Origin of the sequence: Nonomuraea sp. NPDC050328 (assembly GCF_044459405.1) — a bacterium.
Taxonomy (GTDB): Bacteria; Actinomycetota; Actinomycetes; order Streptosporangiales; family Streptosporangiaceae; genus Nonomuraea.
Window position 1 is genome coordinate 172,959 of the sequence record NZ_JBITIW010000001.1, and the last position, 13,131, is coordinate 186,089.

Annotated in this window: 11 protein-coding genes and 1 riboswitch; of the genes, 6 read left to right on the forward strand and 5 right to left on the reverse strand. The window is 72.2% G+C overall.

The features are described from left to right. Positions 1-109 precede the first annotated feature (109 nt). Both ACIBG7_RS00750 and ACIBG7_RS00755 read right to left on the reverse strand, forming a co-directional pair. A complete protein-coding gene (locus ACIBG7_RS00750) occupies positions 110-1,432 on the reverse strand; it encodes an ABC transporter substrate-binding protein (RefSeq protein ID WP_397334735.1) in 1,323 nt (440 codons plus the stop codon). Between the two features lie 119 nt (positions 1,433-1,551). Continuing rightward, positions 1,552-2,865 carry a substrate-binding domain-containing protein gene (locus tag ACIBG7_RS00755; RefSeq protein ID WP_397334736.1) on the reverse strand — a complete coding sequence of 438 codons (1,314 nt, stop codon included), beginning with the start codon at positions 2,863-2,865 and terminating at the stop codon, positions 1,552-1,554. 122 nt (positions 2,866-2,987) lie between these two features. On the opposite strand from ACIBG7_RS00755, the gene ACIBG7_RS00760 reads away from it, so the two are divergent. Beyond that, on the forward strand, positions 2,988-4,925 hold the full coding sequence (locus ACIBG7_RS00760; RefSeq protein WP_397334737.1) for a DUF2264 domain-containing protein: 1,938 nt from the start codon (positions 2,988-2,990) through the stop codon (positions 4,923-4,925). 10 nt (positions 4,926-4,935) lie between these two features. Here ACIBG7_RS00760 and ACIBG7_RS00765 read toward each other — a convergent pair whose 3' ends face one another. The 3 genes from ACIBG7_RS00765 to ACIBG7_RS00775 all read right to left on the reverse strand — a co-directional run bounded on the left by ACIBG7_RS00765 (position 4,936) and on the right by ACIBG7_RS00775 (position 7,758). Then, positions 4,936-5,982, reverse strand: coding sequence for a hypothetical protein (locus ACIBG7_RS00765; protein ID WP_397334738.1), 1,047 nt, complete (start codon positions 5,980-5,982; stop codon positions 4,936-4,938). A gap of 101 nt (positions 5,983-6,083) precedes the next feature. Continuing rightward, on the reverse strand, positions 6,084-6,944 hold the full coding sequence (locus tag ACIBG7_RS00770; RefSeq protein WP_397334739.1) for a bifunctional 5,10-methylenetetrahydrofolate dehydrogenase/5,10-methenyltetrahydrofolate cyclohydrolase: 861 nt from the start codon (positions 6,942-6,944) through the stop codon (positions 6,084-6,086). Positions 6,945-6,959: 15 nt separating this feature from the next. Continuing rightward, a riboswitch (ZMP/ZTP riboswitch) is annotated at positions 6,960-7,042 on the reverse strand. A gap of 20 nt (positions 7,043-7,062) precedes the next feature. Continuing rightward, entirely contained in the window at positions 7,063-7,758 is a 696-nt protein-coding gene (locus tag ACIBG7_RS00775) for a FadR/GntR family transcriptional regulator (RefSeq protein ID WP_397334740.1), read from the reverse strand. Positions 7,759-7,875: 117 nt separating this feature from the next. On the opposite strand from ACIBG7_RS00775, the gene ACIBG7_RS00780 reads away from it, so the two are divergent. The 5 genes from ACIBG7_RS00780 to ACIBG7_RS00800 are packed head-to-tail and all read left to right on the forward strand — an operon-like array spanning position 7,876 to position 13,067. Further along, the gene (locus ACIBG7_RS00780; RefSeq protein WP_397335334.1) at positions 7,876-9,219 is read left to right on the forward strand and encodes a glutamine synthetase family protein; all 1,344 of its coding nucleotides are present in this window, start codon (positions 7,876-7,878) and stop codon (positions 9,217-9,219) included. 34 nt (positions 9,220-9,253) lie between these two features. Further along, positions 9,254-10,597: an aldehyde dehydrogenase family protein gene (locus tag ACIBG7_RS00785; protein WP_357917890.1), complete on the forward strand. Its 1,344-nt coding sequence runs from the start codon at positions 9,254-9,256 to the stop codon at positions 10,595-10,597. Positions 10,598-10,610: 13 nt separating this feature from the next. After that, positions 10,611-11,375, forward strand: coding sequence for a 3-oxoacyl-ACP reductase (locus tag ACIBG7_RS00790; RefSeq protein ID WP_357917887.1), 765 nt, complete (start codon positions 10,611-10,613; stop codon positions 11,373-11,375). Between the two features lie 12 nt (positions 11,376-11,387). Beyond that, on the forward strand, positions 11,388-12,074 hold the full coding sequence (locus tag ACIBG7_RS00795) for a gamma-glutamyl-gamma-aminobutyrate hydrolase family protein (RefSeq protein ID WP_357917884.1): 687 nt from the start codon (positions 11,388-11,390) through the stop codon (positions 12,072-12,074). 51 nt (positions 12,075-12,125) lie between these two features. Next, positions 12,126-13,067, forward strand: coding sequence for a LysR family transcriptional regulator (locus ACIBG7_RS00800; protein ID WP_357917882.1), 942 nt, complete (start codon positions 12,126-12,128; stop codon positions 13,065-13,067). Positions 13,068-13,131 lie beyond the last annotated feature (64 nt).

Here is a 13,131-nt window from a genome sequence, read left to right on the forward strand (position 1 = left end):
GCCCCCTCCGCCCCGTCGACCCAGCGGAAGGCGGTGCTTCGGGCGGGCGCGTCACCGGGAGTACGGCGGGCAGGCGGGTGGACCGGGAGACCCCCGGCCCACCCGGAGATCAGGCGGCGACGTTGAGCCCGCGGCCCTTGATCTCGGCCACGGTCGCCTGCTGAACGGTCTCCAGCACGTCCGGGATCGTCGTCCCGCCCGTGGACACCTTGCCCAGCGCGTCCTTGAAGGAGGTCAGCACCTGCACCATGCTCGGCCCCCAGGTCCACCCGGGCTGGATCGTCTTGTACGACTCGGAGAACAGCGCGTAGATGTCCTGCCCGCCGTAGAAGGAGGCGTCGAAGCTCTTGGCCGCGACCGGCACCAGGTCCGCGATGGCCGGGAAGCCGCTGGACGTCCCGGACGAGAGCCGAGCGGTCCAGGCCTCCTCCGACCCGGTGAGCCACTTGATGACCTCGACCGCGGCCTTGGTGTTCTTGCTGCCCTTGCTGACGCCGAAGGTGGTGCCGCCGAGCATGCCGCTGGCCGGGGTGCCCCAGTGCGGGACGGGCGCGATGGCCCACTTGCCGGACTGCCCGGCGTGGTTGCCCTTCATGACGCCCGCGCCCCAGTTGGCGCCGACGTAGCCCCAGAGGGAGTCGTCCTCGAAGGCGGCGTTCCATTCCTGCGAGAAGGACGCCTGGACCTTCACCAGGTCGTCCTTGACCAGCCCCTGCCAGTAGCCGGCGACCTTCTTGGTGGCCTCGTCGTTGACGGCGACCTTCCACGCGTCGCCCTCGGTGCCGAACCACTTGCCGCCGGCCTGCCAGGCGAGCGCGGCCAGGATGCTGGGGTCGTCGGGGAAGAAGGTGGCGATGCGCGCCTTGGCGTCGGCCTTCTTGACCTTCTCGGCGGCGGCGCGGAAGTCGTCCCAGGTCTTGGGCACTTCGATCTTGTTGGCCTCGAAGAGGTCCTTGCGGTAGAAGAACACCTGCGGCGCGGCGTCCATGGGCAGGGCCCAGGCCTTGCCGCCCAGCTCGACCAGGCTGAAGACGTTGGCCGGGTACTTGGCCTTGACGTCGCCGACCTCGCCGGAGATGTCCTCCAGGGCGCCCTGGTTGACGAAGTCGGGAAGCTGCGGGTACTCGACGGACATCACGTCGGGCGCGTTGCCGGCCTTCACCGCGTTGGCGAACTTGGCGTAGCCGCCGGCGTTGCCCGAGGGGATCTCCTCGAACTTGATCTGGATGTCCTTGTGCGACTTGTTGAAGGCGTCGACGACCTGCTGGGTGCCCTTGGCCCAGCCCCAGAACGTGACGGTCGTGGGCTGGCCGGCGGGGGCGGCCTCGCCTCCGGTCCCAGAACCGCCGGTCCCAGAACCGCTCCCGCTCCCGCAGGCGGCGAGGAGGGTCAGGCCGGCCAGGACGCCGGCGGCGGCGAGTTTGCGTCCCATCGTGTGCTCCTTAGGCGAATCAATCGCGATGAGACATCATTCGCTCACATTCGATCGATTGTCTAGTGAACGATCAATAACGAAAGCATCTCACCGGTCAATTGATCGAAACGCCACAGTCAACGACGATCGATCGTCGAGTCGCGGACGCGCAGCTCAGGCAGGAGCGCGAGGTGCTGGCCGGGCGACTGGGCGCCCTCCCGGATCCGGCGCAGCAGCAGGTCCACCGCATGCCGGCCCACCGCGCTCTTCGGCGGGGCCACCGCGGTCAGCGGCGGGTCGCTCAACGCGGCCACCTCGTCGTCGTAGGCCACGATGGACACCTGGCCCGGCACGTTCACGCCGGCCACCCGCAGGTGCTGGACCAGCAGGAGCGCGTCCTCGTCGTTGTGCACCAGCAGGCCGCTCGCGCGGTCCTCGATCGCCTCGACCACCGCCGCGACCTGGGCCTCGGACGGGCCCTCCTGGTCGATGCCGAGCTCGCCGTCGGCGTGCAGGCCGAAGTCGATCACCGCCTTGAGGAAGCCCTGCCGTACCCGTGGCGCGGTCGGGCTGTTCCTGGTCACCATCGCCACCCGGCGGTGGCCCAGCTCGGCCAGGTGCCGTACGCCCAGGTAGGCGCCGTGGGCGTGGTGGGAGGCCACCGCGTCCAGCAGCGACGCCGGGCCGCCCAGCTCCGCGCGGCGTTCCACCAGGACCGTAGGCACGTCCAGCCCGGCCAGCCAGTCCACGTGCTCCTCGTCCGGCTGGCGGGACAGCGTCAGCAGCAGGCCCTCGACGCCGCCGGCCGCGAGCTGCTCGACCTGCATGCGCTCCTCGGCCTCGTCGTACCGTGACACGCCCAGCACCAGGCGTGCGCCCAGCTCGGCGGCCCGTTCCCGGGCGCCTCTGATCACGTTCGGGTAGTAGTAGGTCGCGCTCGGGACCAGCATCCCCAGGGTCAGCGCCGCCCCTTCGCCCGACCGGGCATCCCGCCCAGCCACGCCGCGCCCGGCCACACCCTGCCCAGCCCCGGAACGCCCGCCCGCCGCACGCCCAGCCACCTGCCCGCGCCCGCCACCTTCCGGCCCCGCCTGGCCGCCATGGGGGCCCGGCCCACCAGGGCCCGGCCGCCCGTAGGTGCCGGGGCCACCCCACCCGTCGCCGGCCCCGTGCTCGCCGCCGCTCCAGCCCTCTGCCGGGCCGTACCCCTGACCACCCTGAGACCCCGGATAGGAAGTGCCGCCGCGGCTGCCGGGCGGGCGGCGTTCGGCGTCCGGAAGGGTGATCCCGCCGTGCACCCGCTTGAGCAACCCCTGCCCCGCCAGGTGTTCGACGTCCCTGCGCAGGGTCACCGCGGAGACGCCCAGCCGCTCGGCGAGCTCGGCCAGCCGCAGCGAGCCGCGCTCGTGCAGCTCGCGCAGGATGAGTTCATGACGTTGCTCGACGAACACCGGGGGGCTCCTTTGCAGTCCGACAACCTGATCCTATCGAGCCGACTTTCGTTTGTGAACGTTTCGGTCGTTCGATCACGTGCTAGCCTGCCCGGGGAAAGCGTTTTCCTGGAGGCAGCCGCATGATCGCCCTTCCCCCCGAAGACCGTTCGCTCAGCCCGCACACCGGCTGGACCCGCGCGCACTGGGCGGCCGTCGCCGACGGCCTGCTGGCCGCGCTCGAACCCTACTGGAGCGACGATCATGCAGAGGTCCGTCTCCCGGGCCGCGCCAGCGTCTCCGGCTGCGACGGCCTCGAAGGCTTCGCCCGCACCTTCCTCCTGGCCGCCTTCCGCGTCGCCGGCGGCGGCCCGCCCGAGCTGCTGACGCCGTACCGGCTCGGTCTGGCCGCCGGGCCGAAGGTCTGGCAGCCGATCACCGACCGCACCCAGCCCATGGTCGAGGCGGCCTCCATCGCGATCGGCCTGTGGCTCACCCGCGAGCACCTGTGGGACACCCTCGACCCCGCCGTCCGCGCCGGCGTCACCGACTGGCTGTCCGGGGCGCTGCGGCACGAGCCGGTGGACAACAACTGGTGGCTCTTCCCCGTCATGGTCGGCGGCTTCCTCGGCGACGAGCCGGCCGTGCGCCGCGGGCTGGACCGCATCGAGGGCTGGTACCTGGGCGGCGGCTGGTACTCCGACGGCGCCAACCGCTCCTTCGACCACTACAACGGCTGGGCCATGCACCTCTACCCGGTCCTCCTGCACCACCTGGCCGCCACCCGCCCCACCGTGCCCGTGCCCGGCCTCCCCGCCGAGGTGTACGGCGAGCGGCTGGGCGAGTACCTGCGCGGCTACGCGCTGATGTTCGACCACGGCGGCGGGATGCTCTACCACGGGCGTTCGGTCACCTACCGCTTCGCCTCGGCCGCCCCGCTCTTCGCCGGGGAGCTGGCCGGCGCCTCGCCCCTGTCGCCCGGCCAGACCCGTGGCCTCGCCTCCTCGGTGCTGCGGCACTTCCTCGACCGGGGGGCGCTGTCCGCCGAGGGACTGCTCACCCTCGGCTGGTACGGCCCGCATGAGCCGTCGCTGCAGGGCTACTCCGGGTCCGCCTCGCCGTACTGGGCCTCGAAGGCCTTCCTCGGCCTGCTGTTGCCGCCCGGCCACCCCGTCTGGACGGCCACCGAGGAACTCGGCCCGACCGGGGTGGCCGCGCTGCCCGAGCCGGGGTTCGTCGTGCACAACACCGGGGCCGTGGCGCGGGTGATCAACCACGGGAGCCAGCACCACGTGGGCGACCCCCTCTACGACCGCTACGCCTACTCCACCCGCACCGGACCCACCACCGAGGTGCCCGACAACCACTTCGGCGTGGTGGCGGCGGACGGCACCGTGCCCCCGCGCGGCCTCATCGTCCCGCGCGGCGCGGGCCAGTCGGGCGAACTCGCCTGGGCCGCATCGGTGAGCGCGGCCGGGGCCGTATCGGCGGGCAAGGCCGGGGTCTCTGCGACAGGCGAGGCCGGGGTCTCCGCGGCAGGCGAGGGCGGGGTCGAGAGCCTCAGCGTCGTGCGGGGCGCGGTGGAGGTGCGGGTGCACCGCGTGCCGGTCGGCTCCGCCGTACGCCAGACCGGGTGGGCCATCCCGGCACCCGCCACCACGAACCTCCCCATCCCCGCCACCACCGACCTCCCCGTCCCTGCCGCCACCGACCTCCCTGGGGCTGCCCGGATCAGTCTTCGCGCGGCAAACGGGCTGGTCTCCCACCTGGTCGGGCTGCACGGCTACACCGCGGCCTCCGTCGCCGAGGACCCGGCGGGCACCGCGTTCGGCGCCCCCGCCCTGGTCCCCCAGCTCGACGGCACCGCCACGGACGGCTGGGCGGTCGCGGCGGCGATCCTGGGCGACGACCCGGCCGGCCTCCCCACCGTCACCACAAACCCAGCGGACCCGGATCGAGACACCGTCACGACCACCACCGCGCGGACCGATCCCCACCGAGAGACCGTCACCCTAGTCTGGCCCGACGGGCTGACCGAGACGTTCGCCGTCACCGGCCCCACACCTCGTCGGGCCACCTGAGCCGGGAAGGCTAGCGGGCGCCCGGGAGTTTGACCGTGGCGCCCTCAGGCACGATGGTCAGGTCCTCCCGCCGGGTCTCCCCCACCACCGAGATCACCTTCCCCTGCCGCACGAGCACCCCCCGCTCCTCGATCCCCAGCACCTCGTCGGCCGGTTCGAGCGGCACCCGCAGCCGGAGAGGCCCGGACACCGCGACCACCGAGACCGGCCCGTCAGCGGTGACGACGACGCCGTAGACCCAGTCCCCCCACGCCCGGACCGAAGCCCGGTCGATCCACCGCCCGGCGACCTCCGCACCCGGCCGGACCTCCAGCCCGACCTCCCGCCGGCCGTACCCGAGCCGGATCGGAATCCGCCCCCCAGCGGACGCAGGCTGCCCGGCGAAAAGCGGCTCGCGGCTGGGCAGCAGCACCCCGACCGGCTCGTCACCGGGCCGGAGGTGGACCGGCTGGACCGCGCCGTCGGCCACGGAGACGTGCAGGTAACCGTATCCCTCGGGGTCGAGCGGGTAGCGGAGCTGCAGGGTGAGCGAGTCGTCGGACCACGTCCAGGGCTGGAGTTCGCCCTTGGGCACGGCGTCGGCGGGCCGGGGGACGAGCACGGTGGCCCCACTGCGCAGGTCGACGAGCCGGAGGCCGTCGCGGACGGTGAGGGCGAGCCGCCAGCCGTCCGGGGACAGCCCGGCCCTGGTCGACCCGGCCAGGACGCTCGCCCGGCCGGAGTCCTCGCCGAGGGTCGGCTCGAGCGCCCCCTCACCACCTGGGACGACGTACTGGTCACCGGCGGTCGTGACCAGATAGGTGGGACAGAGCTCCCGGCACCGGCTGTACAGCAGCTCGCCGGGCGAGGCGACCCCCGCCTCCGGCAGCGGCACGGCGGCGGCGGGCGGCTGGATGACGCGTAACTGCTGGACGCTCGGCACCTGCGTGACCGGCACCAGGCCGGGCAGCCCGGACAGGCCGGGCGGGACCATCAGGCCCGCGCCCGCCGCCAGGCAGCCGATCCCGGCCACGGTCAGCATGTGGGCCAGCCATCGCCGCGCCAGCATGGCACCCATCCCGCGCACCTCCAGGGGTCGCGCCGCTCACGCGGCGCCACCTCTAACGATGCACGAGAACGGGGCGAGCGGGAGTTAGATACCCGTTTTATCGCGAGAAGTCATGACGTGGCGCGCTCGGCGGCGGCCACCGCGTTACGGAAGAGCATCGCGACCGTGGTCGGCCCGACCCCGCCGACGCGCGGGGTGATCGCCCCGGCGACCTTCTCCACGGACTCGTCCACGTCGGGCAGCAGCCGCCGCCCCTCGTACCGCACGCCGCCGCCGACGACGACCGCGCCGGGCTTGACGTGCTCGGGCTGGATGATGCCGGGCACCCCGGCCGCGGCGATGAGGATCTCCGCCCGGCGGGTGTAGTCGGCCCAGTCGGGCACCCCGGTGTGCACGACGGTGACCGCGGCGTTGGCGGTCGGCCGCTTGAGGCTGAGCAGCAGCGACAGCGGGCGGCCCAGGGTCGCGCCTCGGCCGAGGATGACCACCTCGCGCCCGGCCACCGGGATCTCGTAGAACGCCAGCAGCGCCTCGATGCCCGCGGGGGTGCAGGGCAGCGGGCCGGGCATGCCCAGCGCCAGGCGGCCCATGTTGAGCGGGTGCATGCCGTCGACGTCCATGTCCGGGTCCATCGTGGCGAGCGCGGCCTCGTAGTCGAGGTGGCCCGGGATGGGGTACTGGATCAGCAGGCCGTGGACCTTGGGGTCGTCGTTGAAGCCCTTGATCGCGGCGTGCAGGTCCTCCTGCGTCGCGGTGGCGGGCAGGTGCGCGTGCGGCGAGACGAAGCCCAGCTCGGCGGCCTGCTTCTGCTTGATGCGGATGTAGCCGGCGCTCGCGTCGTCGTCACCGACCAGGATCGTCGCCAGGGCCGGCTCGACCCCGCGGGCCTTCAGCGCGGCGACCCGCTCGGCGACGTCGGCCAGGATCTGCTCGGCGACGGGGCCGCCGGGCAACATTCTCGCGTTGGACATGCCACTCCCAGGACTCGTGGGGGCCCAGGCGGTCGGCACCCACGGCGTGCTCCCCGATGGTCGATTCCATCCTCCGGCCGCCAGTCGCGCTCCTTCTAGGATGCCCGATGATCGCCGGTCATTTCGACAGGAAGCCTCGCAGCAGAGCGGCCGTCCCGTCCAGGTGCTCGGTCACGGCGCGCCGCGCGGCCTCGGGATCGCCGGCCAGGATCGCCGCCACGATCGCGGCGTGCTGCGCCCCGGCGTGCTCGATGTTGACCTGCAGCATCGGGATGGCGTTGAGCAGGTCGCTGACCCGCAGCCGGGCGTCGGCGCAGGCCGCGGCCAGCAGCGGCGAGCCGGTGAGCTCGGCGATGGCCAGGTGGAAGGCGGTGTCGAGGCGGCGGTAGTCCTCGGGGCCCGCGGCGTTGAGCTCGTCGAGCCGGCGGGTGAGCGTGGCACGCTGCTCGGCGGTGAGCCGGGTGCCGGCCAGCACCTGGGCCGCGCCGCACTCCACCGCCAGCCGGAAGGTCAGCACGTCGGCCAGGTCGTCGCCGCCCATGTCGGTCACCACCTGGCGCAGGTCGCCCCCGCCGGGCGGGCGGTAGGTGACGAACGCCCCGCCGTAGCGGCCCCGCCGTACGTCGAGGAAGCCCTCCTCCTGCAGCGCGCGGATGGCCTCGCGGAGGGTGACCCGGCTGATGCCGAGGCGGACGGCGAGCTCGCGCTCGGGCGGCAGCTTCTCGCCGGGCGGCACGACCCCCAGCTTGATCGCCTGGAGCAGCCGTTCCACGGTCTCCTCGAAGGCGTTGCCGGCTCGCACCGGACGCAACATCGTGAGCAGATTGGCCGACTCGTCCACCGTGTCCTCAGGGTCTTGACAAGCATTCCGCGATACACATCAATGGTCTGACACTAGCCCAATAAACGGGAACAGGAGCGTTTCGCGGTGATATCGCTCGAGGAACTGCGGGTCGAGGTGTCGGCCGGCCGGATAGACACCGTCCTGCTCGCGCTGGTGGACATGCAGGGCAGGTTGCAGGGCAAGAGGCTGTCGGCCAGGTTCTTCCTCGACGAGGTGCTCGCGCACGGCTCGGAGGGCTGCAACTACCTGCTCGCGGTGGACGTGGACATGAACACCGTCGGCGGCTACGCGATGTCGTCATGGGAACGCGGGTACGGCGACTTCATGATGCGCCCCGACCTGTCCACCCTGCGCCGCGTGCCGTGGCAGGACGGGACGGTCCTGCTGATGGCCGACCTGACCTGGGGCGACGGCTCCGACGTGATCGCCTCGCCGCGGCAGATCCTGCGCCGCCAGATCGACCGGCTGGCCGAGCGCGGCCTGGTCGCCTACGTCGGCACGGAGCTGGAGTTCGTCGTCTACGACGACAGCTACGAGCAGGCCTGGCGGCAGGCCTACCGCGACCTCCACCCGGCCAACCTCTACAACGTCGACTACTCACTCCTCGGTACGGCTCGCGTGGAGCCCCTGCTGCGGCGCATCCGCCTGGCCATGGACGGCGCGGGCATGTACGTGGAGTCGGCCAAGGGCGAGTGCAACCTCGGCCAGCACGAGATCGCCTTCCGCTACGACACCGCCCTGCGCACCTGCGACAACCACGCGATCTACAAGAACGGCGCCAAGGAGATCGCCGCCCAGGAGGGCAAGGCGATCACCTTCATGGCCAAGCCGAACCAGCGCGAGGGCAACTCCTGCCACGTGCACATCTCGGTGCGCTCGGAGTCGGGCGAGGCGGTCATGGCCGGCGACGGCGGCCACGGGCTGTCGCGCCTGGGCGAGCAGTTCATCGCCGGCCAGCTCGCCTGCCTGCGCGAGATGACGCTGCTCTACGCGCCCAACATCAACTCCTACAAGCGTTTCGTGCCGGGCAGCTTCGCGCCGACCGCGGTGAAGTGGGGCGTGGACAACCGCACCTGCTCGCTGCGGCTGGTCGGGCACGGCCACTCGCTGCGGGTGGAGAACCGGGTGCCGGGCGGGGACGTCAACCCCTACCTGGCGGTCTCGGCGCTGATCGCCGCGGGGCTGCACGGGATCGAGAACGAGCTGGCGCTGGAGGATCCGTTCCCCGGCAACGCCTACGCCTCGGAGGCCGAGACCGTGCCGCACACGCTGCGTGACGCGCTCGCCCTGTTCGAGGGGTCGAAGCTCGCGCGCGAGAGCTTCGGCGACGAGGTGGTCGCGCACTACGCCAACAACGCCCGGGTGGAGCTGGCCGCCTTCGACGCGGCCGTCACCGACTGGGAGCTCTTCCGCGGCTTCGAGAGGCTGTGACCGTGAAGAGCCTGGGTTTCGAGAGGCTGTATCGATGAAGATCATCAACCCGGCGACCGAAGAGGTCGTGGCCGACGTCGAGATGGCCGGCGCGGCCGAGATCGACCGAGCCGTGGAGCGTGCCAGGAAGGCGTTCGCCACCTGGCGCGAGGTCTCCCCCGGCGACCGCGCCCGGCTGCTGCGCGCCTTCGCCCGTCAGGTCGAGGCGCACGCCGAGGAGCTGGCCCTGCTGGAGACGACCAACTCCGGTCACCCGCTGGGCAACGCCCGCTGGGAGGCGGGCAACGTCCGTGACGTGCTCGACTTCTACGCCGGCTCGCCCGAGCGGCTGCACGGCCGGCAGATCCCGGTCGCGGGCGGCATCGACGTGACCTTCCAGGAGCCGCTCGGCGTGGTGGGGATCATCGTCCCGTGGAACTTCCCCATGGTGATCATGACCTGGGGCGTCGCCCCGGCGCTGGCCGCGGGCAACACGGTGATCGTCAAGCCGGCCGAGTGGACCCCGCTGACCGCCCTGCGGCTGCAGGAGCTGGCCCTGGCCGCGGGCCTGCCCGAGGGCGTGCTCCAGGTGGTGCCGGGCGAGGGTGAGAGCGCCGGGGCCCGGCTGGTCGAGCACCCGGACGTCGCGAAGATCGTCTTCACCGGCTCGACCGAGGTCGGCAAGGAGATCGCCGCCACGTGCGCCGGCCAGGTCAAGCGGCTGACGCTGGAGCTGGGCGGCAAGTCGGCCAACATCGTCTTCGCCGACGCCGACGTGGCCAAGGCCGCCGCCAGCGCGCCCGGCGCGGTCTTCGACAACTCCGGCCAGGACTGCTGCGCCCGCTCCCGGATCCTCGTCCAGCGGGACGTGCACGACGAGTTCGTGGAGCTGCTCGCCCGGGCCGTGCACGAGGTCAAGGTGGGCGACCCGCTCGACCCGGGCACCGCCATGGGCCCGCTGATCAGCGCCGAGCACCGCGAGCGGGTGCGCGGCTTCATCGACCGCGACCCGCTCGTCCAGGGCGCCTGCCCGGACGGCAAGGGCTTCTGGTTCCCGCCGACCGTGCTGGCCGGGCAGCCCACGGACCGCTCCTTCGTCGAGGAGATCTTCGGGCCGGTCGTCACCGTGGTGCCCTTCGCCGACGAGGCCGAGGCGATCCGGCTGGCCAACGACAGCCGCTACGGCCTGTCCGGCTCGATCTGGACCCGCGACGTGGGCCGGGCCCTGCGGGTGGCGCGCGCGGTGGAGTCCGGCACGCTCAGCGTGAACTCCCACTCCAGCGTCCGCTACTGGACCCCGTTCGGCGGCTTCAAGCAGTCCGGCCTCGGCCGCGAGCTGGGCCCCGACGCGGTGGACGCCTTCACCGAGACCAAGAACGTCTTCATCTCCTACGAGTAAGCAAGGACTGAGCATGCAGCGTTTGCAGGACCGCGTGGCCGTGATCACCGGCGCGGGCAGCGGCATCGGCCTGGCCACCGCCCGGCGTTTCGCCGAGGAGGGCGCGAAGGTCGTCTGCGTCGACATCGACGAGGAGGCCGGCACCAAGGCCGCCGCCGAGGTCGGCGGGATCTTCGTCAAGGCGGACGTCACCAGCGAGGAAGACGTCCAGGCCATGTTCCGGACCGCCTTCGACACCTACGGCAGCGTGGACATCGCCTTCAACAACGCCGGCATCTCCCCGCCCGACGACGACTCCATCCTGGAGACCGGCCTGGAGGCGTGGAAGCGGGTGCAGGAGGTCAACCTGACCAGCGTCTACCTCTGCTGCAAGCACGCCATCCCGTACATGCAGCGGCAGGGCAAGGGCTCCATCATCAACACCGCCTCCTTCGTCGCGGTGATGGGCTCGGCCACCTCGCAGATCTCCTACACCGCCTCCAAGGGCGGCGTGCTGGCCATGTCGCGCGAGCTCGGCGTGCAGTTCGCCCGCGAGGGCATCCGGGTCAACGCGCTGTGCCCCGGCCCGGTCAACACGCCGCTGCTGCAGGAGCTGTTCGCCAAGGACCCCGAGCGCGCCCAGCGCCGCCTGGTGCACATCCCGGTGGGCCGCTTCGCCGAGGCGGCCGAGATCGCCGCCGCCGTCGCCTTCCTGGCCTCCGACGACGCCTCCTTCATCACCGGGGCGGAGTTCCTGGTCGACGGCGGCATCTCCGGCGCCTACGTCACCCCGCTGTAGAGGGAGCCCGCCATGGCCCGCCCGATCATCGGCATCACGTGTTACGTCGAGCCCGCGCGCTTCACCGTGTGGGACATGCCCGCGGCGCTCCTGCCGGCCATGTACGTGGACCAGGTGGTGCGGGCGGGCGGCCAGCCGGTGCTCATCCCGCCGGCCGGGGACCCGTCCGTGCTGGCCTCGCGGCTGGACGGGCTGATCCTGGCCGGCGGGGGCGACATCGACCCCGGCCGGTACGGCGAAGCCGCCCACGAGCGCGTCGGCTACGTCCGGGAGTTTCGCGACCGGGCGGAGTTCGGCCTGCTGGACGCCTGGCTCGGCCGCGGCCTGCCGTACCTCGGGGTCTGCCGGGGCCTGCAGGTCCTCAACGTCACCCTGGGCGGCTCCCTGCACCAGCACCTGCCCGACGTGGTCGGCCACGAGGGCCACTCCCCTGCCCCGGCCACCTTCGGCCACCTGCCGGTGAAGGTCGAGCCGGACACCCGGCTGGCCGCCATCCTGCCCGGCGAGCCGACCGTGCCGCACTACCACCACCAGGCGATCGACCGGCTGGCGCCCGGCCTGACCGTCTCGGCCCGCGCCGAGGACGGCACCGTCGAGGCGGTCGAGCTGGGCTCGCACCCGTTCGCGCTGGCCGTGCAGTGGCACCCGGAGGCGGCCGAGGACTGCCTGCTCTTCGAGGCCCTCGTGGCCGCCTGCTGACCTCAATATTTGGGCCTTACTGAAAAGGTTCTTTACTAATAAGCTCTTGGTGTGGAGCTCGAGGTTCGTCATCTGAGAGTGCTGTGCGCGATCGCCGACACCGGGAGCATCTCCAAGGCGGCGGCGACGCTCGGCATGTCACAACCCGCCCTGGCGGCGCAGCTGCGCCGGATCGAGCGCATGTTCGGCGGCCGCCTGTTCGAGCGCGGCCACGACGGCGCCCGACCGACCGCGCTCGGCTACTGGCTGCTGGCACGGTCCCGGTCGCTGTTGCCCGCCTTCGACGATCTGGAACGCAGCGCCCGGCGCTTCTCGGGCGACGCCTCCCAGATCCGGATAGCGTGCGCGCTGACCCGGCTGGCCGGCATGGTCGCCAAGAGCGTGCACCGGCTGTTACCCGAGGCCGAGGTCACCCTGCGCACCGAGGAGTCGACCGAGGTCATCCCCGACCTGCTGGACTCGGCGCGCATCGAACTGGGCAGCCTCGACGAGTACCCGGGCCACGAGATGATCCCGCCCTCCGGCGCGGCCTACGCGGCCATCGCCACCGAGCCGATCTTCATCGGCCTGTCGCCGCTGCACCCGCTGGCCGGTCGGGACGAGATCGACCTCACCGACCTGGCCGAGGAGGACTGGGCCCAGCCCGGCGTCCTGGACGCCGCCCCCCGCGAGCACTTCTGGCGCACCTGCGCCGAGCACGGCTTCGTGCCGCGCGTGGCCTACGGGGTGACCGTGGACGTGGCGCTCGACCTGATCTCCGAGGGCCGCTGCGTCGGGCTGTTCCAAGCCAGCGGCCCGGCCCGCGAGGGCATCGTCATCCGCCCACTGAAGGACTCCCCGCTGCGCTTCCGGCACCTGCTCGGCTGGACCGAGCAAGGGCCCATCGCGCCGCACGCGAAGGATCTGGTGCAGGCGGTGACCAAGACCTATTGGGCCGAGGCGGTGCGCAGCCCGGACTATCGGGCCTGGTTGAGGCACCATAAGCCGCTATAGCGCGGCGTTATGGCATTTTGTTGGGTTACCGCTAGCTGAACGGCCGGTGTGCACTTGTGTCAAC

Excerpts from the sequence above, each read along its gene's own strand:
- ACIBG7_RS00760 (WP_397334737.1), top strand. The coding sequence starts at position 2,988 with ATGATCGCCCTTCCCCCCGAAGACCGTTCGCTCAGCCCGCACACCGGC.
- ACIBG7_RS00765 (WP_397334738.1), bottom strand. The coding sequence starts at position 5,982 with ATGGGTGCCATGCTGGCGCGGCGATGGCTGGCCCACATGCTGACCGTG.
- ACIBG7_RS00770 (WP_397334739.1), bottom strand. The coding sequence starts at position 6,944 with ATGTCCAACGCGAGAATGTTGCCCGGCGGCCCCGTCGCCGAGCAGATC.
- ACIBG7_RS00775 (WP_397334740.1), bottom strand. The coding sequence starts at position 7,758 with ATGTTGCGTCCGGTGCGAGCCGGCAACGCCTTCGAGGAGACCGTGGAA.
- ACIBG7_RS00790 (WP_357917887.1), top strand. The coding sequence starts at position 10,611 with ATGCAGCGTTTGCAGGACCGCGTGGCCGTGATCACCGGCGCGGGCAGC.
- ACIBG7_RS00795 (WP_357917884.1), top strand. The coding sequence starts at position 11,388 with ATGGCCCGCCCGATCATCGGCATCACGTGTTACGTCGAGCCCGCGCGC.
- ACIBG7_RS00750 (WP_397334735.1), bottom strand. The coding sequence starts at position 1,432 with ATGGGACGCAAACTCGCCGCCGCCGGCGTCCTGGCCGGCCTGACCCTC.
- ACIBG7_RS00785 (WP_357917890.1), top strand. The coding sequence starts at position 9,254 with ATGAAGATCATCAACCCGGCGACCGAAGAGGTCGTGGCCGACGTCGAG.